Here is a 20,568-nt window from a genome sequence, read left to right as displayed (position 1 = left end):
GCGTTAGGTGCTTGAGAAACAGAGGAAGACTTCTCACTCCCCCCTTTTCCCTATTATTGTCTCAACCAAATGATCCACATCCCCAACGATGAGGATAGGCGTCTGCAACTGCTCACTCAGTTCTGCAACCGTCGTGTCATCGAGAAAGCGCGTGTCGTTGTGCTTCAACATCAGAGATGGTAGGAGAATGGCATCGCCTAGCGCTTGTCCCTTGAGGGCATGAAGGATATCCTGTCCAGTCAGTAAGCCTGTCACGGTCATCGATTGCCCCCAATACTCGCTAGCAAGAGCAACCATGTTCACCTCCAGCCCTTCGACATTGTTTAAGCGCTGGAGAATCGGCTGAAAGGCAAGCTCAACCGCATTGCCAACCACCCAGGTCAAGTGACATGGCGTTGCTAACCGTTTGGGCAGCGATCGCCCTGCAGCTTGAAACTGCTTGAGGAATTGACGGATAGAGCCAACTCCATTGCCAATTTGCGGGTAGTCTTCGTAGTGTGATTCAGGCGGTAGCTCTTGATGGGCAAGCAGAAACCATTCATCAGCCAACCAGGCAAACGTAGAGCCGGTCTGCTGGCGAAACTTGGCTTGTAATGCCTGCACCTGCGCAACGACTTCCTGCGCCTTTTCACGACTGACGGGGATCAGCTCATCTTCACTGGGGCGAAAGCGCGTCAATCCAACAGGTACAACTGCAACGGAAGCGACAGCAGGCACCTCACCTTGATGGAATTGGAACAGGTCAAGCAAGGTTTGAGTGAGATGGTCGCGATCGTTGATCCCAGGGCAGAGCACGACCTGAGCGTGAATTTGCAGCCGCCGCTCTTGGAACCAACGCAACTGATCGAGCAGTTGCCCTGCACGAGGGTTTTTGAGTAAGCGACAGCGTACGTCTGGCTCCGTAGCATGGACAGACACAAAAAGGGGAGACAACCGCATCCGCTCAATTCGATCCCACTCGCGCTGGGTCAGGTTTGTGAGAGTCAGGTAGCTTCCGTAAAGAAAGCTGAGTCGGTAGTCGTCGTCTTTGAGGTAGAGAGTTTGCCGCATGCCCGGTGGCTGCTGGTCGATAAAGCAGAAAGGGCAGCGGTTGTTGCACTGAATCAAACTATCAAACAGGGCACTTTCAAACTCGAGGCCCAAATCATCGTCGTAATCCTTCTCGATTTCAACGTGGTGGGCTTTACCACCTTTGTCCAACACTTCCAGTAACAGAACTTCGTCGGCACATAGAAATTGGTAGTCAATCAAATCACGGGGACGCTGATCGTTGATTGATACTAATCGATCGCCGACCTCAAACCCAATTTCTGCCGCGATCGAGTCCGGCAGAACAGCAGTAATTAGAGCTGGGCGAATAGCAGCGTCACTCATGGAAGGAGAGGTTAGGAATTAAGGTCTGGGGATTTGGTTTCACCCTTTATCCCTTATCCTTCCAATCTACACTCTTCTCTTCTAGCTGTTTTGCACTAACTATTTTGTTGGAAGATGCCGCCAGCGAGTGCTGCTAACAATGCCACTCCAAACGCGAGGCGGTACCACACAAAAACCCAGGTGCTCTGGCGCTGTAGAAAGCGTAATAACCACGCGATCGACAGATACGAGAAAATAAACGACGAGAAAATGCCAACTAGTAAAGGAATCAGCATCTGACTGTTGCTGAGCGAATCTTTAGCTTGTACCAACGTTGCGATCGTCAACGTTGGGATGCCCAGTAAAAAGGAAAACCTGGCTGCCGTCTGGCGCTCTAAGCCCAAAAAGAGCCCGGTTGTCAGCGTGGAGCCAGACCGGGAGGCCCCAGGAAGCAGCGCAATCATCTGCCCTAGACCCACTAAAATGCCATCCCCAATTTGGAGATCGTCAAAGCCTCGTTTACGACTACCAAGCTTTTCAGCCAAGGCGAGTAGGAGAGACATGACGATCGACATCACAGCAATGAGCATCACGCCATCTGGCAGCAAATTTAGTTTCTTAAGCACAAACCCTGCGCTAAGCGCGGGAATGGTGCCAACGATGATACCAACCAAAATCTTCCACTCTTCCCGTTGCCAGTCTTGCTGTCGAAAGGCAGACCACGCGCCAGTCAAAATTTGGTAGATATCTGTCCAGAAATACCAAACGACAGCAATCACACTACCAAACTGAATGGCGTCGACAAACGTTTTTTGACCTGTGACACCCCAGCCAAAAAGTCTAGTAACAATGAGCAGATGAGCTGTGCTGCTGATCGGCAGAAACTCTGTAATACCTTGCACGATCCCTAGCATGAAGGATTCAAACGAGGCCTCAATCACATTTACATCAGACGCAGCTGTGCTCGTTGAAGTGGCGGCTGCTATGAGTGTATGCCCAAGAGCCCCCAGACTGTACCAGCCCATATCGGCTAGCGAAGACGCTGGATTTAATGCCGACCAAACCATCTACTTTTCCCCAAAACGATTGCGACACATCGGGTTACCCCCTGGATGTGTAGCGCTTTAGATTCTAAGCCACACGTTGTCACAAGGACAAAATGACAGTTGAATGAAAGACTTCGGACGCGACGTTCACTGGATACGGTCTGCGCAGGTAAGCTCTCTCCCTTTTGAGTGGACGTTTCAGCCATTAATCTCAATAATCTCTGAAAAGCCCCAATTTTGGAAAGAGCAATCTGCAAGCACACAATATTCTGCAACGCTAGTGTACTCGATCGCCTAATCGTACACATCGTGAGCTTAGCCAACGCACGTCAAGTTGAGAACAGCTCCGGCAGAACTTTAGCGGAAATTTAAGATAGTATGTTGAATATCCCCCAGGGGGGTATATGCGAGTCTGTGTTATGTTAAGTAAAGTAAATTAAATAAGAAAGATAAGCAAGACTTTGGTTTCCTCCACATCTCGCACCGACCCTATCTGCCTCGCTCCGCCAGCGATCTACCCAGTCGAGTCTCTCGCTGAAGCAAGTGAAGCGCCATCAAATCCTCCAATCAGGCGGTCTGAAACGTTACAGCGTTGGTTGATTTTTGCGGCTTCGATCGTTTTAGTTTCAGTGCCTGTTTTCATGCAGGCACCCTTAGTACGCCTTGTCCCCTGGATTAGTTTAGGACTGACGATGGGTTGGTTGCTTCTGGGGCTGAAACTGTTGAAGCGTCCTGCTACCCAGCGCTGGGGTGATTTGCTCATCGGGTTCACGTGGACGTGGCTTGCAGGCTCTGTGTATTGGGGCTGGCTGCGTTGGGAGCCATTGTTGCATCTGCCTGTGGAGGCGATCGGCTTACCCTTTGCCATCTGGGGTGTTTCCCGCAACATCGGCAAGGTGGGAAATTTCTTTTACTTCGGCTCCCTTCTCGGAACCGTTGTGACGGATGTTTACTTTTATCTGGTTGATTTAATTCCCTATTGGCGTCAGCTCATGCAAGTTGAGAGTGATGCGGTGCAGCCAATCTTCCAAAGCGCTCTTGCACAGATCCAAACGCCGTGGGGTGCTGGCTGGGCAATTTCATTAGCACTCCTGCTTCTCACCGTGAGCGTTTTGCCTCTCTTTTCACGACAGCTTCATTGGTGGGGGTTTAGTGGCGCAGTGTTGAGTACAATCTTGGTAGACGGCTTGTTTTGGTTAGCGGCGATCGTTGCCTAAATAAGGCTTTAGAATACAACTTGCTCCGTAGCATTTTCTCTCAGCCAACTGTTTGAAGACTGTTCAGTTCAAAGTTTTTTTGAACGAATTTTTGTCTGAAGACTACACTGTCATAGAGAGATATGTCAGGATGCATCATAGGAAAGGATTATTTGTCTCAGCCTGTGGTGACTTTGCAACCCACTCCCCATCTAGTTCTCCGAACTGACTCTGGTAGTCGGCGGTTGCCGCTTGCGGGTAGTAACTGTTGGACCATTGGGCGTAGTGAAGATAACAATTTTGTGTTGCCCGATCGCTGGATTTCGCGTAATCACGCGATGTTGCAGTGCATGGAGACAGGCGAATTCTATTTGATTGACTTGGGCAGTCGAAACGGTTCCTTTGTGAATGGTCGTCGAGTGAGCATTCCCGTCACGCTGCATAATGGCGATCGGCTCACCTTTGGTCAGACCGATCTTGACTTCTACTGCCCGACACTCAACCCTCCTGCTGATTCTGCAGCGGGTTCAGATTCAAAAGAATTTACGGCGACCGCGACGCTGCACGTGCGTCGCTTGATATCAGTGTTGGTTGTCGATATTCGAGACTTTACCGTGTTGACACGCCAATTAGACGAGAAGGTGTTGTCAGAGGTGATCGGCACCTGGTTTCGGCACGCAGGCGATATCATTCGCGAATATGGCAGCTGGGTTGATAAGTATATCGGCGACGCTGTGATGGCAATTTGGATTCACGGCCCACAGGGTGTAAATGACGATGAAATGCTCCGCATTTTTCGTGCCCTGAATGCTCTACACAAGATGACCAGCGATCTGTATAACCTTTATCCCTTACCATTTCCACTGCGCATTGGTGCTGGCATCAACACAGGCTACGCCATGGTCGGTAACACGGGCAGTGGCGATCGGCCCGACTATACTGCCTTAGGTGATACGGTGAATGCTGCTTTTCGACTGGAAACATCCACTAAGCAGATTGGTCTGGATATTGCTGTTGGTGAAACAACTTATCAGCATCTGACCAACATGGAGATTACGTCGATCGATTTGTTCAGAAACTATACGGTTCATCTCAAGGGCTATGACATGCCGACTGTGGCTCATGCCTGCTCGTTTCCCGACTTAGAAACGTTCCTGCAGATGAAGAGCAGAGAGTAGTACTCATCCGTTCATCAGCAGTCGATCGTAGCGTTAGTCAGCAGTGGGTCAATCCGTAGCCGACCGATACAAAGGGCACTGCAAACGGTCTCTTGTGGCTACGCTCCCCAAACCTTTGACCCACGCTATCCTTCACGCGCCTTGCTGAGCGAAGTGTAAAGATTTTCACCTAGACACTCTAGGCAGACGAGCCATAGTGAGAGATGATGACCAGAAAATGATAGTCTCTGAATAAATGCTGTGTATGGTTTTCATGCGACAGGAAGGGAGGAATAGATTCATGAAACGCTTGGTTCGTGTGTTAATGGTTCTTTGCGTATTGGTTGGTTGTCTTGGCTCGCTGGGGATGCCACAAAGGGCGCTAGCGGTAAATTTAGGCAATGTGGCAGGGTATCAGTTGAATCGAGTGGCCTTTGCTCCAACATTGCTTGCAGCTGAAGCGATTCGCGATGCTGTGGGCGAAAAGCTCAGTTCTGAATACGGTAAAAAGCTTGATCTGAATAACACCAACGTGCGTTCATTCAGGCAGTATCCAGGTTTATATCCCACGCTTGCGGGGCTCATTGTCAAAAATGCACCCTACGATTCAGTTGAGGATGTTTTGAAGATCGCAGGGTTGACGGAGGCGCAGAAGGACGTGCTGAAGGCAAATCTGGATAATTTCACTGCCACTGATGTTGAAGAAGCCTTGGTAGAGGGAGCGGATCGGATCAACAACGGTATTTACCGCTAACGATCGAATTTCATCCCCGCTGGTTCAATCATTCAACCAAATTGCTCAATGGCTGGTAAACAGTCAGAGAGCAATTTTCGTCTTTAGCCCATGCTTGACTCGTTGCTACGGTTCTGTCAGTAGTTTTTTGAGGATTGAAAACCCGCAAACGATCATCCTGAGGCCATCTAGTCGTCCGCCAACTTTAAACAGGCAGACGGCTAGACTAGAACTAGCATCGAACGACAGCCGCAAGCAGCCGTCAGTCTGGAACGGGCCATCTTTGTTCCAGCGACTAGCTGTATAAGCGAATGGGTTTCAATCTGATCGCGAATGCTTGAGAATAGCGTTATGTCCTGAAGGGCAGTGCCTTTTTGAGCGAACATCCCAAAATTTAAATTGGTAGCATCTTTGCAATCGTCCGTTTTGCGATCGCCTTCTGCGCCTGAATTACCTCAGTTTGATGTTCTCATCGTGGGGGCAGGTGCGGCTGGGCTTTATACTGCACTCTGCCTTCCTAGCCATTACCGCATCGGGCTGCTGACTAAAGACACCCTCTCGCTGTCTGCTAGCGACTGGGCACAGGGTGGCATTGCAGCGGTGGTTGATCCAGGCGATTCTCCGGCACTGCATTTAGCCGATACCTTACAAGCCGGAGTTGGGTTGTGTGACTATGACGCAGTTAAGTTCCTTGTAGAGCAGGCACCGCAGTGCATTCAGTCGCTAGTCGCAATGGGGGTTTCGTTCGATCGCCACAACGGCGAACTGGCGCTGACTCTGGAGGCGGCTCATTCTCGACGACGAGTGTTACATGCGGCTGATACAACGGGTCGGCAAGTGGTGAGTACGCTGACAGCACAGGTGCTTAGTCGCAAGCACATCCATGTCTTTTCACAGGCGCTAACGCTTGATGTTTGGCTAGATCAGGCTACACGACGTTGCCAGGGCATTTGTCTGCTTTACGAAGGGCACGTGCGTTGGCTCCGGTCGGCTGCTGTGATTCTAGCAACGGGTGGCGGTGGTCAAGTCTTTGCCCAAACAACCAATCCTGAGTTGAGTACAGGGGATGGTGTGGCGATCGCCCATCGTGCTGGAGCCATGTTGCGCGACCTGGAATTTGTCCAGTTTCACCCGACGGCCTTAACGCAGCCTGGCGCACCCCGTTTTTTGATCAGCGAAGCGGTGCGGGGCGAGGGTGCTCATTTGATCGACCACAACGGACGACGGTTTGCCTTTGACTACCATCCAGCAGGCGAACTAGCTCCTAGAGATGTCGTCAGTCGTGCCATCTTCAGCTACCTGCAAAAAACACATGCGGACCCAGCAGCAGCGCATGTCTGGCTAGATTTACGACCGATCGCACCCGAAACCATTCAGCATCGCTTTCCTAACATCATTCAGGTTTGCCAACGGTGGGGCATTGATGTCTTTCACGAGCCCATTCCTGTTGCGCCTGCTGCCCATTATTGGATGGGAGGCATTGCGACAGATTTGGTCAACCAAACGTCGATTCCCGGTCTCTATGCAGTGGGTGAAACAGCCAGCACGGGGGTTCATGGGGCCAATCGACTAGCCAGTAATTCGCTGCTGGAGTGTTTGGTGTTTGGGGCACAGTTCGCTCACTTAGAATTAGAGGCAACCAACATTAGGCAGCCTGTTACTGGAGCGACAGATGCGGACGCGGCGAAGGCATCTGAACGCTACCCTCTGAATGCATCGATCGCCGACCTTTTGGAAAGCGATCTGATGAAAATTCAAGCCTTACGGCAAGAGCTTCCCCGTCTGGTATGGCAGAGTGCAGGCATTTGTCGCGATGGGATCATGATGGCAACGGCGATCGCGCAAATCCAACGTTGGCAGCAAGAGTTTTCTGATCTTGCGATTACCCAACGGTTGCAGCACCTTGAGCCCGCACAAGACGTTGCTTTAGGTGAGGTTTCGATCGACGCACAGCTAAGAGTCTGGGCAGAAACTCGCAATTTGCTTGATGTTGCATGGCTCATTCTCCAGAGCGCACACTTCCGCACTGAAAGTCGTGGCGGTCACTATCGGGTTGATTACCCTGACACAGAAACGGCTTGGGAAGCGCATACCCTCGTTTGTAAGAATGATGAAACGGCTCTAAACGGCACCCGTTGGAGCAAAGCGCCTGTTGTAAAGCAGCCAGAATAACGCCGTATTGCCATTGCTTCTTACAGCATCGTTTGAATAAGCCACATCAACTGAGTATGAGCGTCTCGCTCACGCCTGCGAGCAGGATGTAAGTGCAAAGCACTCGCTCCGCGTTTCTTGTATGCCGCGAGGCTTTACGCACGGGGGCTGACCCATTTGCAAACGGCTGTAAACAACTTCTAGCCGCTAAAACCTAGCCGCTAAAACTGGGTGATGCTCTCATGCGGTCGATCGCATTCTGTAGAGACATTCCCTGTAAACGACCTACTCCAGGTCATCGGTTAACGTTTCGATCAGCAAATCCATTTGCTGCTGACGTTGGGTCAGAAACAGGTCACACTGGCGTAAATAGCTCACAGCAGCAGCGAACTGGTCAAAGACATCCGCCAGTTCCAACTCTCCTGACTCAATACGCGACATAATCGCTTCTACCTGTTGCACAGTTTCTTCGTAGCTCCAACCCTGTTCTGGCAAGTCTGTCATCGTTCTACGATCAAGATCGCTTCGACTGGACGGGGATTCGGGAGTGTCTTTAGGAATGCTCACGACAAATGAATGGCAGGGTCTCCATCGCTAGTATATTTATACTTGAACCTTTTTCTCAAACTTTTGACGGCTTAAACTTAACGACTTAAACGTTAAGCGATCGTGGCAGTACGGCTGTTACTTTAACCGTTAGCTGTCCTTGACCAAGCTGAATCGTCAGCGTCTCTTCTGGTGTTACCGCTTGGGCCGTACGGACGATCGTCCCGTTTGCGTGCCGTGCTACAGCATAGCCCCGTTTCAGCACCGCTTCAGGATCAAGTGTTGCCAGCTTTTGCTGGAGTGATTGGCAGTAAGACGTTGCTTGCTGAGTTTGCAGCGCACTGCCTTGAATCAGTCGTTGGCGCATCCAGTGGAGTTTTTGCCGTTCTTGCTGGAGCTTACGATCGAGCCGCAGCTTATGGAGCCGATCGCTCAAAGCTTGCTGCTGTTGCTGCGCTGCCCCCAAGCAGTCGTAAATGGCAGTTTTGAGCGCCAGCACCCTCTCTTGATGCTCTGTCTGCAGCATGGCTAGTTGAGGCACGGCTTGCTCGGCTGCAGCGGTCGGCGTATGCGCACAGACATCAGCGGCAAGGTCTGCTAGGGTTTCATCCCGCTGGTGACCGATGCCAGCAATGACTGGAATCGAACAATCTGCGATCGCACGTACCACGCGCTCGTCATTAAAGCACGCCATATCTTCGATCGCACCGCCACCTCGTGATAGAATTAGTACATCCGCTCTATTATCTAGTTCAACTCGCTGAATGGCGTGCACAATTGAGGCTGGAGCCTGATCACCCTGTACTAGCGCTGGAGAAAACAATACATGCAAACCCGGATACCGTCGTCGCAACGTTCGCTGAATATCACCCCATGCGGCTGCCTGCGGTGATGTGACAACAGCCAACGTTTGGGGATGGATCGGCAATGAGCGCTTGCGTGCGGGGTCAAACAAGCCCTCTGCTTCCAGGCGATGGCGTAATTGGCGATAACGTAGTGCCCGCAGACCCTCGCCCGCTGGTAAAGCCTGCCATACAATCAGCTGATACTGACCCCGCTGAGGATGTACGTGGATGCGCCCCAGAATAATTAATTGCTCTCCCTGAGCGGGTAAAGTGGTCAGCCTCTCCAATTGGCTGTTCCACACAACACAACTGATCGCTGCTTTAGCATCAGGGTCTTGTAGCGTAAAGAACAACCCGCTGCGATAGCGAGTGGCGCTGGATACTTCCCCTGTAACCCAGACCTGGCTCAGGTGATTGTCTTGCTCTAACAGAGCCTGGATGTAACCCGTTAGCCCTGCTACCGATAGCGCCGTATCCGGAACCAACAAATGAGGAAGATAGGAGGTCATTGTATGTAACCTGGAAGAGTCACTAGTGTCACCAAAAAGATTCTGGCAGCGATGTTTCTTGGATCACTTTTTGAGGTCATGGAGGCGTTGTAACGGGTGACAACTAAGGGTAGCGTCATGACGCTCGACCCTCTCTAGATTAACTAGACTTCATCGCATACGTTAGTACATTTCATTGGATGACTAAATAACTGAAGCGTGAAGCTTTTTGCTGATGGATCTAGACCCGCGATCGCGTGAGCAGTTCCTGGGGAACTGCTTAGCATAGAATGCCTCTAACGCTTGATCTCACTCTGGCTAACGACTATGAACTTTAGATGCATGAACGGCTCTGAAACCCTGATGAACCTCATACTCAAAGTCCAAGTGGTCTAATCTGCTGTCGTTTAAAGTTTCAATTCTCCTGTCTACCTACCTACTGAACCTTCCGCATTGAGGCGCTCATGGCTGCTAAAACAACTGACAATTCTGACAAAAACAAAGCCTTAAATCTCGTTCTGACTCAGATTGAGCGTAACTTTGGCAAAGGTAGCATCATGCGCTTAGGCGATGCTACCCGGATGCGGGTCGAAACGATTTCTACTGGGGCATTGACTCTAGACCTGGCGCTCGGTGGTGGTCTTCCTAAAGGGCGCGTCATTGAAATCTATGGACCTGAAAGCTCAAGTAAAACCACACTGGCGCTACATGCCTTAGCGGAAGTGCAGAAAGCGGGTGGTATCGCTGCATTCGTTGACGCGGAGCATGCTCTCGATCCCGTTTACGCCAAAGCGTTGGGTGTAGACATCGATAATCTCTTGATCTCTCAGCCTGATACCGGTGAAGCGGCGCTTGAAATTGTTGATCAACTGGTGCGATCGTCCGCGATCGAGGTCATTGTCATTGACTCCGTTGCCGCCCTCGTACCCCGCGCTGAAATTGAAGGGGAGATGGGCGACTCTCATGTCGGCTTGCAGGCCCGCCTCATGAGCCAAGCCTTGCGAAAAATTGCTGGGAATATGGGCAAGTCTGGCTGTACGGTCATCTTCATTAACCAGCTGCGACAAAAAATTGGTGTGACCTACGGCAGTCCTGAAACTACAACAGGTGGTCAGGCACTTAAATTTTATGCCTCTGTACGGTTAGATACGCGCCGGATTCAAACGCTGAAGAAAGGCACCGAAGAGTTCGGCATTCGAGTCAAAGTCAAGGTTGCCAAGAACAAAGTTGCGCCCCCGTTCCGCATTGCTGAATTTGACGTTATTTTTGGCAAGGGCATCTCAACACTGGGCTGTTTAGTTGACCTGGCAGAAGAAACGGGTGTGCTTGTTCGCAAAGGAGCCTGGTACAGCTATGGTGGCGAGAATATTAGCCAGGGACGTGACAATGCCATCAAATATATGGAAGAGAAGCCCGATGTCGCCCAGAAAATTGAGCAAGAGGTGCGACATAAGCTAGAGATTGGTGCGGTTGTCTCGGCAAACTCTGTGGCTCCGATCGACGCAGACGATGACGAGGATGACTCGCTTGAAGAAGAGGATTAAACTGCCCGTGAGAAAAGGGTGTAACCGTTGGGCATGAGCGCGATGGCTCTGCCTGTAAAGCATGAGGTAACGAGCACCCCCACCCCTTCGGTGCTTTTTCACAAAACACGATCGCTGTAGGGCTTGGGGGATGCTTACTCCGATCGGGTCTGCCTACCGCCGGGACTTTTAGATTTTGAAGACTTCTTAGTTGAGACGTTCTCAGTTATGGTTACCAGGTGTATCTCGCTTCATAAAGCGATCTAAGATCTCCGATTGTTGTCTCATGCTGATCGGGTAAGATGCTTGCTCTGGTGGTAGGTCACTACCAGGCAGAGGTGGTCTCAAAAACATAGAGGTATCTTTCGCATCAGCCGACAATGGTGTGTCCCAGTCTGTTGTGGATAACGGCACACCCGAATCCGTGATCGTCGAATCGTCGGTTCCAGACTCGTACGCCCGGCGAGCAGTAGTGACCTGGTTGATGAGATCGTCTGGCAACGCTTCAGCCGTTTTGGGAGTGTGGCTGATAAAGAAAATAAACACCAGACTCCCCAACCGAATTTGATCACCATCTTTGAGCAAGACACAGTGTCGCACTGGTTCGCTGTTGACGAAGGAACCGTTGGTGCTATTAAAATCAATCAGGTAAAAGCCTTGATCCTGGATGTACTGAATAGCGGCATGACGGCGAGATAGACGCTTATCTTGAATCGGTAGCGCCATTTTGCGATCGCGGCCAATGACCCAAATGCCCTGAGGCTGCAGCACCGATCGCGTTTTGCCACTAAGCAGGTTTGTCATTACATGCACCTGCTGATCTTGTACAACTCCTTGTACATACTGTAAAGCCACTTGCTTGCGTGCTTTCATCCCAGTGTTTTCTAGATCCAGGATTTCATCCAGCAGGCTCCGATGATGTTCATAGAGCTTCAAAAAGACACGATATAAACCCAGGCGCTGCTCTAATTCGGTGTTGCCAGAAGCATTCAACACCTGTGAAGAGTATTCAGCTAATGAGTGTGAGTCGAGCATAACTAATCCCAATGTTAAGCAGTGTGAGGCTGAAGAGCGTTGCTCTCACAGCATGAGAGCTGACTGAACGTGTTGTAAGCACGCTGTTAAAGGGGGCTTCCGACGGCTAGGGGGGATGGTTGGAAACCGCCTCTACCAAACAAACCCTATCTGGGGCCAAAGGGCTGTCTTTGCCAGCGCCGGTTCTAGAATCTGGAGTTCGTGCCGGACTGGATGTGTAATCGCGCCTTTGACCCATGGGGCTAGTCTCCAAGCATGCGATTACGCTCCGGTTAAACGTCACCCACTCAAGAGTCGCACTGACGTTTCAACGTTTTAGCCTTGACGAACGTGCCGTTTGGGTGTTTCCAAAGATGGGCCTCATCTCTACCTTAGAATGCCCAACCTGAAGACATAACCGCACCATCACTGGATCATTTTTGGACGATCCCCTACCGCTTGGTACTGCTCCTGATCAACGGTCATACTGGCGCAGCACTCTCAGGTAATCGTTGTAGACTCTCCGGGCTGGTTGCCTTGTACAAGCGCTTCAAAAGCCTAACGGGTCTAAGGGACTGGCGATTGAAATCGTGCCTTGAGAACAAAGTCCACCTCTGCGGGTCAGGATGCACCAGGCATTGAACATAAAATTTCAGAAAAATTTAAGCATCTAGTTGATCTTCAAAATCACCGTGCTAATGCTTAAGAAGGGTTTCCTGCTTGAGTCAAGCTACTCTTGATTGTAGTAACAATTAAGGGTAGTGAATGCAATGAAGAACCGCTATATTAAACGATGTGATTGATATCACACTTAAACCGCGGCATTGCTAGAGGAACCGCTGCAGCATACCCCAAGCCCTCACCATTAGAGTGGTAAATTTAGACTTTGCTGGTGCTGAAATGCTCCGACTGAGGGATGTTTGGTATCACTTCTTTAAGTCATTCTTTAAGTCATTAAGCAAGCTTAGCGGATGAGAGCCTTTGCTTTTATCGGTGCAGCAGCAGTTTAAGACGCTAAATACGGGTTTGAAGTCAGCGCATCTACTGGAAATTCAATGTTGTCTTATGTGGTTGATGGTGAGGCTGTACGTCATTGACCCAGGTGAATGACGACACGATCGCTCATTTTCAGATTGCAGCAGCAGAGTTATTTTGGTGCTTACTATGTTGCTTTCTTCACCGGGGGACAATGGTTCCTCTCTGTCAATTGATTCGTTACAAAAGCAACCTGATGCTGCGGAGGGACAACGCAGCATCGAAAGCGATCGCGACCCGTCCGATCATACACATGAGTTTTCCTCAAATGGTAGACGTGTTAATTCAGATGCCTCTGAAAGTCGTTCAGCTACTCAGAGTCATGGAGGGACGTTTTTCGAGTCCTTCTCACACCGTCAAAGCTCACGCTCACAGAGTGCGCAGGCGCACGAAACCGAACTCGATGGACTCTATGCGCTGCGGCAAGCGGCAGGACTAAACGCGCTTCGAAGGGCACGAGTCAGCCTGTTAAGCAAGGGTACGCTTGCTAGGCTGGCTGCAAACACTGCCATTGACTACGCTGCTGAGGCCAACAGTTTCGCTGCACCACTATCGCCTCTGAGAGCGCGAGATACTCAAGCGTTGTCTGAACTGTTTTTGCGTGATGACATCTATGCGATCGAAGCGGATGTGAGCCAGAGATTGCTTGCTCTGTTGCCAGAACCCTGCTGGGAAGATGACGTCTTCGCCTTTTTAAAGGAGTTTTTATAGGGAAACAGACAGCCGCTTTCAGACTCCCATACCTGCCACTCTTATACTAGGACTTTTCTAACAGCACCTTTTTAGAACGGAATCTCATCAAAGTCTGGTTCTGAAGCGGTGGTTTCAGGTGCAGCTTGAAACTTACCTGCTTTCGCTTTCGCGGTTGGTGTGGCTGACGCTGGCGCTGATGGCGCTGTCTTCGTTGCTGGCGTAGCCGCAGCGCTTGGTTTTGTGGCTGGATTATTTGTGCTCGCAGGCGCTGCCACAGCAGTAGACGCTTCTAAAGCGGTATCTGCTCCCAAACTGTGAATACGCTGGGCGGTGAGCTCGGCACGTTTTTCCTTAAACCCTTCGGGACGTTCGACCGTATTCATCCTCAAGCTTCCTTCAATCACCACGCGATCGCCCTGATGAAAGCGCTCTTGAATTTCTTGTGCCAGATTGCCCCAGCCCACCACTTTGAGCCGCGAAGGTGGGTCTTCGGCACGTAAACCAGGGAACTCCACGAACATTTCGGCGATCGGCGTTTGAGTGTCTGACGTGTAGCGTAGCTCGGGAGCCTGGACAATCTCTGCCATTAGGATGCAGCTATTCATGGAGCGTTCCTGAAAAAGTTTTTAGCTATTGGTTGTTAGTTTTTAGTTACTTGCTCAAAAAACTAACAACTAATACTCCATTCTAATACTGGCTTTCCGCTTTGGCTGCTTCTGTACCCTGATGTTGATCAACAAAGTTTTGTACCCGCAAGCGGTATTCCCGTAGCGTTTCGTCGACCCAGCCACGATCGTTGCTGTTGGCATAAATGTGCACCACTGGCTCACCCGCATCCGGCAAGATCAGCACCCAGCTATTGTGCTGATGGTTGAAGATCTTGACGCCATCGACCAGTTCCAGGCTATCGATCGGGTGAGTTTCGACCAAGTGCCGCATCAGCGCTCCTTTGGCCGTCCAGGGGCAGCGGACGGTGCAGGTTTTGTGGCAAACACGGGGTAGATCGGCGCGAATCTGTCCGAGCGATCGCTCCTCGAGGGTGAGCATTTCGATTAGCTTGGCAATGCAGAACATGGCATCGAAGCCCGGATGTAGCTGCGGGAAAATGAAGCCCATGTCGCCACTGCCACCCAGAATGACATTGGCATTAGCATGACAAGCTTCCATGAGTGCGGTAGGGTTTGCCTTTGTGCGAATGACTCTCCCATCGTGACGGTGGGCAATTTGTTCGACCGCACTAGACGCATTGACGGGCACCACGATCGTGCCTCTGGGATGGTGCACCAGCAGCATATCTGCCATGAGTGCGGTCAACACTTCACCACGAATGGCGCTGCCAGCTTCATCCACCAAAATCATTTGCTCGCCGTTTGCCGACACCTGCACGCCAAAGTTGGCTTTGAGTGCCTCTACCACATGCCCCAACTGGCTCAGTAAGACTTCGCGATCGGCCGGATTGGGTGCGGTATGGCTGAGGCTGGCATTCAACACAACCGCATCGCAACCAAATTTAGCGAGCAGTTGGGGTAGTACTGCACCAGAAACCGCATAGGCATAATCGATGACTACTTTGGAGCTACTGTGGCGAATTGCTTCGATGTTCAGGTGCTTTTCAAAACAAGCGCTGTAGATCTCAACGACCTGATTTGCATAGACGACATTGCCAATTTCCTGAATTTGGGCGCGGCGAAAATCTTCTTTAAAGTAAGCGCCTTCGATTTTCTTCTCGCGAGCTTTGGAGATGTTGATGCCGTTGTCGTCGAAGAACTCAATTAACAGATGGTCAGGGCGATCGGGATGCATCCGCACATGAATACCGCCCGCGATCGACAGCGTTGGCACAATCGTACGCGCTAACGGAATCGCAGTTGCTTCCAGGTTTTGGACATTCACGCCGACCGACATGAGCCCGGCAATGAGCGATCGTGACACCATCCGCGCAATGCTGCGCTGATCGCGTGAGACAGAAACATGGGCACCGGGCTTCAAGGTCGAACCATAGGCAGCACCTAGCTTCACGGCAAACTCTGGCGTAATGTCAATATTTGCCAGACCAGAGACGCCACGTTGCCCAAAGAGATTGCGATAGGCGGCGTGTCCCCAAATCAGGTTGATATTCAACGTTGCCCCAGACTCAACCCGTTTGCTAGGCCAGACCCGCACACCCGGACTCACTTGCGCTTCTTCGCCGATCGTAGACAAAGGCCCCACAACTGCACCTTCCAGCACATGAGCGCGACGATCGACCCGTGTACCGCGTGCAATGACACAGGCTCGCAAATGGGCTTCTTCCCCAATAATGGCTCCATTGAGGATGATCGGGCGCTTAAGGTCAGCATCGGCCCCGATCGTCACGTTGTCGCCAATCACCGTGCCCCCATCGATCTGGACTCGCGCACCAATCCGGCAGTTGCTGCCAATCATGGCAGGCGTTGAAATTCTGGCGCTAGGGTCGAGGTAGGTGTTCTGCCCCACCCATAAACCCGGCGATCGCTCCTCATAAGCAATATCCAGCTTCACTCTTCGCTCTAACCCGTCATATTGAGCATCGCGATAGGTGTCTAAATGCCCAACATCGCACCAGTAGCCTTCGGCGACATAACCATACATGGGCTCATTCTTTTCGAGCAGCAGTGGAAAGAGATCTTTCGAGAAGTCTGCTTCTTGATTGGGTGGTAGGTAATCCAACACTTCCGGTTCAAGAATATATATGCCCGTATTCACCGTATCTGAGAAGACTTCGCTGGTGGAGGGCTTTTCGAGAAAGCGACGGATGCGATCGTCCTTATCAGTAATCACCACGCCAAATTCGATCGGATTCTGTACGCGCGTTAAAATCAGCGTGGCTTTCGACTGCCGTTGTTTGTGAAACCGAATGGCAGCACTCAGGTCAAAATCAGTGATACTGTCGCCACTGACCACGATAAACGTGCGATCAAGTAAATCTGCAATATTCTTCACGCAGCCTGCCGTGCCGAGGGGTTGATCCTCTTCAACGGCATAGGTCATCTGTACGCCAAAGTCGCTGCCATCCTGGAAGTAGTCGCGCATGACGTCGGGCAAGTAATGCAGCGTCGCAATGATTTCAGTAATACGATGGCGCTTAAGCAGGTTCAGAATATGCTCCGCGATCGGGCGGTTCAACACTGGCACCATCGGTTTGGGCAGGTCGCACGTCAGCGGTCGAAGCCGTGTTCCCGAACCGCCTGCCATCAAAACTGCTCGCATACATTCGCCATCCTAGTGATTCCAAGCGTTTTGAAAAAAGAGTTTGAGTGAGAAGGGAGGCAACAGGCAGGAGGAAGTCAGCATTACAGCAATTTTCGTTTGAATCAGTCACATCAACTGAGTGGGAGCGTCTCGCTCACGCCTGCGAGCAAGATGCTCCCACTGTGGCTGACTCCTTTGCAAACGTCTGTAACTCTGTAACTCTGTAACTCAAAACTTCCCCACGCCCTCCCCCCATCTCTAGTGTCATACGTTAAAGACGATTCGGACGTCCATCAAGGGCATAAACAGAAAAATCTGTGTTCACCGCTGGAAAAGTCTGTGCTTGTTACGATCGCCCGTAAGCTGCAAGCTAGGATAGAGCTAGGTTAGAAAGCCATCCCAAAAGTCTCAAGCTGCTATGCCTGGAACTTTACATAAGTTTTTAAGCAGAGCTTGAGGGGTCTATGAAGCGTCTATGCTGAGACAACTCGACTTTTGGGTGAGCGATCGTTCGTTAACTTAGACTCTTATCGTTTTTCGTTGTTGGCACGTTGTTTTTGACAGCCAGCATCTGGAGCGATCGGGTAGACAGGCGTAGCTTCAACTACAGATCTAGTTTTTTCAGTCGAGTTTTTTCAGTGAATTGAGGATCGATACATGGAAATAGTTGGTGTACTGGCACTCATTGGTTATGGGTTCGGCATCTGGAAATTCTTGTCTGGCTTCAGACGCACCAATTTCAGCAGCGGTCGTGTTTATCTAGCGTTACTCTGGCCCGTCCTCATTTTCAACAAATCTTACCGTCAGAACTTTAACCGGGCGCTGACGGGACGTTGATGGGAGGAGCGGTCAGCGGTCAGCGGTCAGTACTGAATTTAGACTGATAGCTGATGGCTTTGATTGAATCAGCGTTCAGCGTTCAGCACTGAACTGAGGCTGATAGCTGATAGCTGATAGCTGATAGCTGATAGCTGATAGCTGATGCCTCAAGAAACACTGTTGTTAGAGGAACGAATCTGGGTATGGCAAAAAAGCACGAGTCTGAGTCCCAGGGGGCGTTCTCTAGCAACAGCTACCTTAGTTCACTGAAGACACCGCAAGATTGGCAGAGCCAGATTGCAGCTGTTTCGGTGCGCTTTAACCGTGAGTATCGCGGTGAAGCGTTTGACTTGCCAGAAGAAGTGGAAGCAATGCCGATCTTTCGGGAACGTACTTCTGGTTCTCTACAAGCGAAGCTGACATCGCCGTTCTGGGATGTTGCTCAACCGAAGAAAAACCAGCATTGCCTGGACATCGGCTGCGGGGTAAGTTTTTTGATTTACCCGTGGCGCGAGTGGGAGGCACTGTTCTACGGGCAAGAGATTAGCGATGTGGCGCGAGATATTTTGAACGCACGTGGGCCGCAACTGAACTCAAAGCTGTTCAAAGGGGTGGCGTTGGGAGCCGCGCATCAACTGAGCTATGAGGCAAAGCAGTTTGATCTCGCGATCGCCACTGGCGTGAGCTGCTACTATCCGCTCGACTATTGGGCGGCGGTGTTGGCAGAAGCGAAGCGCGTGTTGAAACCCGGCGGTGTGTTTGTCTTTGATGCGATCGACCCAGAAACACCGCTGGCTGAGAATTGGGCGATTTTGGAAATGTACCTGGGCACAGAAGTCTTTTTGGAACCGATCGCGGCCTGGAAAAAACTGATCCAGACAGCAGGCGGCAAAGTTGTGAAGACGCTACCGGGAGAAGTCTTTCAGTTGTTCAAAGTACAGTTTTAACTCAGAAACCTCGGAGTTTTGCTCAAGTAGCGCTTCTACCGACCACCAAGTACGTAAAACTCCGAGGTTTTGTTCGAGAGCGATCGCACTTGAAGTGAGAACATTCCTGTCTCAAGTCAGAGCATTCCTATTTTAAATAAGACCATTCCTGTTTGAAGCGCGATCGTTCCTATTTGAAATGCGATCGTTCCCATTTGAAGTGAGAACGCTCCCATTTGAAATGCGATCGTTCCTGTTTGAAATGCGATCGTTCCCGTTTCAAGTGAGACCATTCCTGTTTGAAATGCGATCGTTCCTGTTTCAAGTGAGACCATTCCGACTTGAAACCGCATTGTTCCTGTTTTGCATGAAAGCGTTGCTGTTTGAGCCAGGAACGATCTCACAGATAGAGTGATCACTCCCCCTTTTCACTCCACCGAAGTCACAGCCAGCCACTACATTTGCGGTTATTCTGAAAGCAGTGATCGTTTCAGTCATTGGCGGCAGTGAGAGCGCAGCATGGTTAAAGTGGCATTACTCATTGGAGTCAGCGAATTTGCCGATACTGCCCTCGCCAACCTGCCTGCTGCCCTTCGAGATATCAATGCCGTCCAAGCCGTGCTGAACGATGCTGAAAGGGGTGGGTTTGATGAGGTTCGCTTGCTGGAGAATCCCGATCGTACTCAGATGGAAGACGCTATCGATGCCCTGTTTCGCGATCGGCAGAAAGATGATCTCGTCTTACTCTACTTCTCTGGTCACGGCATCAAAGACGACACGGGCAAATTCTCGCTAGCAACCCGCATCACTGAGAAACATCGCCTGCGAACCACCGCTGTTGCCGCCAGTTTTGTCCATGATGTCATGTCCAACTCCAAATCCCGACGACAGGTCGTGATTCTCGACTGTTGCTTTAGCGGTGCCTTCGCTACAGGCATGATGGCTAAAGACGATAGCGCCGTTGATGTGAAAGCCCAACTGGGTGGTGAAGGTCGCGCCGTGTTGACTGCCTCCAGTGCTGTCGAGTATGCCTTCGCTCAAGCGGACGAAGAACTATCCGTTTACACTCGCTTCCTGGTAGAAGGCATTCGCACCGGAGCCGCCGACACCGACAACGATGGACAAATCACCGTAGACGAACTGCACCACTACGCCCAACGCAAAGTGCAGGAAGCTGCCCCCGCGATGAAGCCAGAAATTTACGTGGGCAGGGAAGGCTATACCATTCAACTGGCGAAAGCGCCATTGGGCGATCCGACACTGGAATATCGCAAGGAAGTTGAGAAATGCGTCCGCAACGGTCAGATATCGGTAGTGGGGCGCAGAATTTTACAACGGCGGCGACGTGAGCTGAACCTGACCGAAGCCGATGCAAGCGCCATTGAAGCGGCAGTATTAGAACCCTCCCGCGAATACAATCGCAACCTTGGGGAATTTATCCAGGCACTCCAGGCTGCTCTTAATGCTGAGAATGGAGAACTAAGCCCTGAAACCTGCGACGAGCTGAAGCGCTACCAGGAGCTTCTCAAACTACAAGACGAAAATATTATGCCTGTTTTGGCTCAGTTGAGCGTTAATTTATCTGCTCCTGCCCAAGCATCTAAAGCTCCACTTTTTCCACCCTTTATACCCGATGCCCTACCACCAACAAACATTAACGATGATCTCAGCTCCGAGAAAGGTGTTGATTACACCAAACTGCGGGATTTGCTCAAAGCGCAACAGTGGAAAGAAGCAGATTACGAAACCTATCTAGTGGTCTGTCAATTAATTGTTGACGGGTCACAAGGGGGTAAAGTTGAGAAGGATTCCCTTGCCTTCAATTGAATGACG

17 protein-coding genes are annotated in these 20,568 nt (G+C 50.9%); 10 read left to right on the top strand and 7 right to left on the bottom strand.

The window, feature by feature from the left end; all coding sequences use genetic code 11:
• Positions 1-33 precede the first annotated feature (33 nt).
• Positions 34-1,374 (bottom strand): TIGR03279 family radical SAM protein, encoded by a 1,341-nt coding sequence (locus tag C7B82_RS11780; RefSeq protein WP_106256483.1) that lies wholly within the window; start codon positions 1,372-1,374, stop codon positions 34-36.
• 95 nt (positions 1,375-1,469) lie between these two features.
• Entirely contained in the window at positions 1,470-2,420 is a 951-nt protein-coding gene (locus C7B82_RS11775) for an undecaprenyl-diphosphate phosphatase (protein WP_245939845.1), read from the bottom strand.
• Between the two features lie 440 nt (positions 2,421-2,860).
• On the opposite strand from C7B82_RS11775, the gene C7B82_RS11770 reads away from it, so the two are divergent.
• From C7B82_RS11770 to nadB, 4 genes are all read left to right on the top strand, one after another.
• The gene (locus C7B82_RS11770) at positions 2,861-3,616 is read left to right on the top strand and encodes a DUF3120 domain-containing protein (protein ID WP_245939844.1); all 756 of its coding nucleotides are present in this window, start codon (positions 2,861-2,863) and stop codon (positions 3,614-3,616) included.
• Between the two features lie 152 nt (positions 3,617-3,768).
• Entirely contained in the window at positions 3,769-4,773 is a 1,005-nt protein-coding gene (locus C7B82_RS11765) for an adenylate/guanylate cyclase domain-containing protein (RefSeq protein ID WP_245939843.1), read from the top strand.
• Between the two features lie 280 nt (positions 4,774-5,053).
• On the top strand, positions 5,054-5,506 hold the full coding sequence (psbU, locus tag C7B82_RS11760; protein WP_106256481.1) for a photosystem II complex extrinsic protein PsbU: 453 nt from the start codon (positions 5,054-5,056) through the stop codon (positions 5,504-5,506).
• 390 nt (positions 5,507-5,896) lie between these two features.
• A complete protein-coding gene (gene nadB, locus C7B82_RS11755; protein ID WP_245939842.1) occupies positions 5,897-7,657 on the top strand; it encodes an L-aspartate oxidase in 1,761 nt (586 codons plus the stop codon).
• Positions 7,658-7,921: 264 nt separating this feature from the next.
• Here the strand turns inward: nadB and xseB are convergent, their stop codons facing one another.
• Positions 7,922-8,140, bottom strand: a complete 219-nt coding sequence (gene xseB, locus C7B82_RS11750; protein ID WP_106256480.1) for an exodeoxyribonuclease VII small subunit — start codon at positions 8,138-8,140, stop codon at positions 7,922-7,924.
• Between the two features lie 148 nt (positions 8,141-8,288).
• Positions 8,289-9,536 (bottom strand): exodeoxyribonuclease VII large subunit, encoded by a 1,248-nt coding sequence (gene xseA / locus C7B82_RS11745; RefSeq protein WP_106256479.1) that lies wholly within the window; start codon positions 9,534-9,536, stop codon positions 8,289-8,291.
• Between the two features lie 443 nt (positions 9,537-9,979).
• On the opposite strand from xseA, the gene recA reads away from it, so the two are divergent.
• A complete protein-coding gene (gene recA, locus C7B82_RS11740) occupies positions 9,980-11,059 on the top strand; it encodes a recombinase RecA (RefSeq protein WP_106256478.1) in 1,080 nt (359 codons plus the stop codon).
• Between the two features lie 201 nt (positions 11,060-11,260).
• Here recA and C7B82_RS11735 read toward each other — a convergent pair whose 3' ends face one another.
• Positions 11,261-12,073, bottom strand: a complete 813-nt coding sequence (locus C7B82_RS11735) for an FHA domain-containing protein (RefSeq protein WP_106256477.1) — start codon at positions 12,071-12,073, stop codon at positions 11,261-11,263.
• Positions 12,074-13,216: 1,143 nt separating this feature from the next.
• Between C7B82_RS11735 and C7B82_RS33140 the strand changes: the two genes are divergently transcribed.
• On the top strand, positions 13,217-13,798 hold the full coding sequence (locus C7B82_RS33140; protein ID WP_219904294.1) for a hypothetical protein: 582 nt from the start codon (positions 13,217-13,219) through the stop codon (positions 13,796-13,798).
• Positions 13,799-13,869: 71 nt separating this feature from the next.
• Here C7B82_RS33140 and C7B82_RS11725 read toward each other — a convergent pair whose 3' ends face one another.
• Both C7B82_RS11725 and C7B82_RS11720 read right to left on the bottom strand, forming a co-directional pair.
• On the bottom strand, positions 13,870-14,385 hold the full coding sequence (locus tag C7B82_RS11725; RefSeq protein WP_106256476.1) for a single-stranded DNA-binding protein: 516 nt from the start codon (positions 14,383-14,385) through the stop codon (positions 13,870-13,872).
• 82 nt (positions 14,386-14,467) lie between these two features.
• Entirely contained in the window at positions 14,468-17,008 is a 2,541-nt protein-coding gene (locus C7B82_RS11720) for a mannose-1-phosphate guanyltransferase (RefSeq protein WP_106256475.1), read from the bottom strand.
• Positions 17,009-17,647: 639 nt separating this feature from the next.
• Between C7B82_RS11720 and C7B82_RS11715 the strand changes: the two genes are divergently transcribed.
• From C7B82_RS11715 to C7B82_RS11700, 4 genes are all read left to right on the top strand, one after another.
• Positions 17,648-17,827: a hypothetical protein gene (locus C7B82_RS11715; RefSeq protein WP_106256474.1), complete on the top strand. Its 180-nt coding sequence runs from the start codon at positions 17,648-17,650 to the stop codon at positions 17,825-17,827.
• A 185-nt stretch (positions 17,828-18,012) separates the two neighbouring features.
• Positions 18,013-18,756 (top strand): class I SAM-dependent methyltransferase, encoded by a 744-nt coding sequence (locus C7B82_RS11710; RefSeq protein ID WP_106256473.1) that lies wholly within the window; start codon positions 18,013-18,015, stop codon positions 18,754-18,756.
• 199 nt (positions 18,757-18,955) lie between these two features.
• Entirely contained in the window at positions 18,956-19,150 is a 195-nt protein-coding gene (locus tag C7B82_RS31480) for a hypothetical protein (RefSeq protein WP_146141141.1), read from the top strand.
• Positions 19,151-19,254: 104 nt separating this feature from the next.
• Complete coding sequence (locus C7B82_RS11700) at positions 19,255-20,562, top strand: caspase family protein (RefSeq protein WP_106256471.1); 1,308 nt, start codon at positions 19,255-19,257, stop codon at positions 20,560-20,562.
• Positions 20,563-20,568: the final 6 nt, after the last annotated feature.

This window comes from Stenomitos frigidus ULC18, from assembly GCF_003003795.1.
Classification (GTDB): Bacteria; Cyanobacteriota; Cyanobacteriia; order Leptolyngbyales; family Leptolyngbyaceae; genus Stenomitos; species Stenomitos frigidus_A.
The sequence above is the reverse complement of the archived record's forward strand: the minus strand, read 5'-3'. Positions and strand labels throughout refer to the sequence as shown.

Excerpts from the sequence above, each read along its gene's own strand:
- C7B82_RS11735 (WP_106256477.1), bottom strand. The coding sequence starts at position 12,073 with ATGCTCGACTCACACTCATTAGCTGAATACTCTTCACAGGTGTTGAAT.
- C7B82_RS11710 (WP_106256473.1), top strand. The coding sequence starts at position 18,013 with ATGGCAAAAAAGCACGAGTCTGAGTCCCAGGGGGCGTTCTCTAGCAAC.
- C7B82_RS11700 (WP_106256471.1), top strand. The coding sequence starts at position 19,255 with ATGGTTAAAGTGGCATTACTCATTGGAGTCAGCGAATTTGCCGATACT.
- psbU (WP_106256481.1), top strand. The coding sequence starts at position 5,054 with ATGAAACGCTTGGTTCGTGTGTTAATGGTTCTTTGCGTATTGGTTGGT.
- xseB (WP_106256480.1), bottom strand. The coding sequence starts at position 8,140 with ATGACAGACTTGCCAGAACAGGGTTGGAGCTACGAAGAAACTGTGCAA.
- xseA (WP_106256479.1), bottom strand. The coding sequence starts at position 9,536 with ATGACCTCCTATCTTCCTCATTTGTTGGTTCCGGATACGGCGCTATCG.
- C7B82_RS11780 (WP_106256483.1), bottom strand. The coding sequence starts at position 1,374 with ATGAGTGACGCTGCTATTCGCCCAGCTCTAATTACTGCTGTTCTGCCG.
- C7B82_RS11720 (WP_106256475.1), bottom strand. The coding sequence starts at position 17,008 with ATGCGAGCAGTTTTGATGGCAGGCGGTTCGGGAACACGGCTTCGACCG.
- recA (WP_106256478.1), top strand. The coding sequence starts at position 9,980 with ATGGCTGCTAAAACAACTGACAATTCTGACAAAAACAAAGCCTTAAAT.
- C7B82_RS33140 (WP_219904294.1), top strand. The coding sequence starts at position 13,217 with ATGTTGCTTTCTTCACCGGGGGACAATGGTTCCTCTCTGTCAATTGAT.
- C7B82_RS11715 (WP_106256474.1), top strand. The coding sequence starts at position 17,648 with ATGGAAATAGTTGGTGTACTGGCACTCATTGGTTATGGGTTCGGCATC.
- C7B82_RS11775 (WP_245939845.1), bottom strand. The coding sequence starts at position 2,420 with ATGGTTTGGTCGGCATTAAATCCAGCGTCTTCGCTAGCCGATATGGGC.
- C7B82_RS11725 (WP_106256476.1), bottom strand. The coding sequence starts at position 14,385 with ATGAATAGCTGCATCCTAATGGCAGAGATTGTCCAGGCTCCCGAGCTA.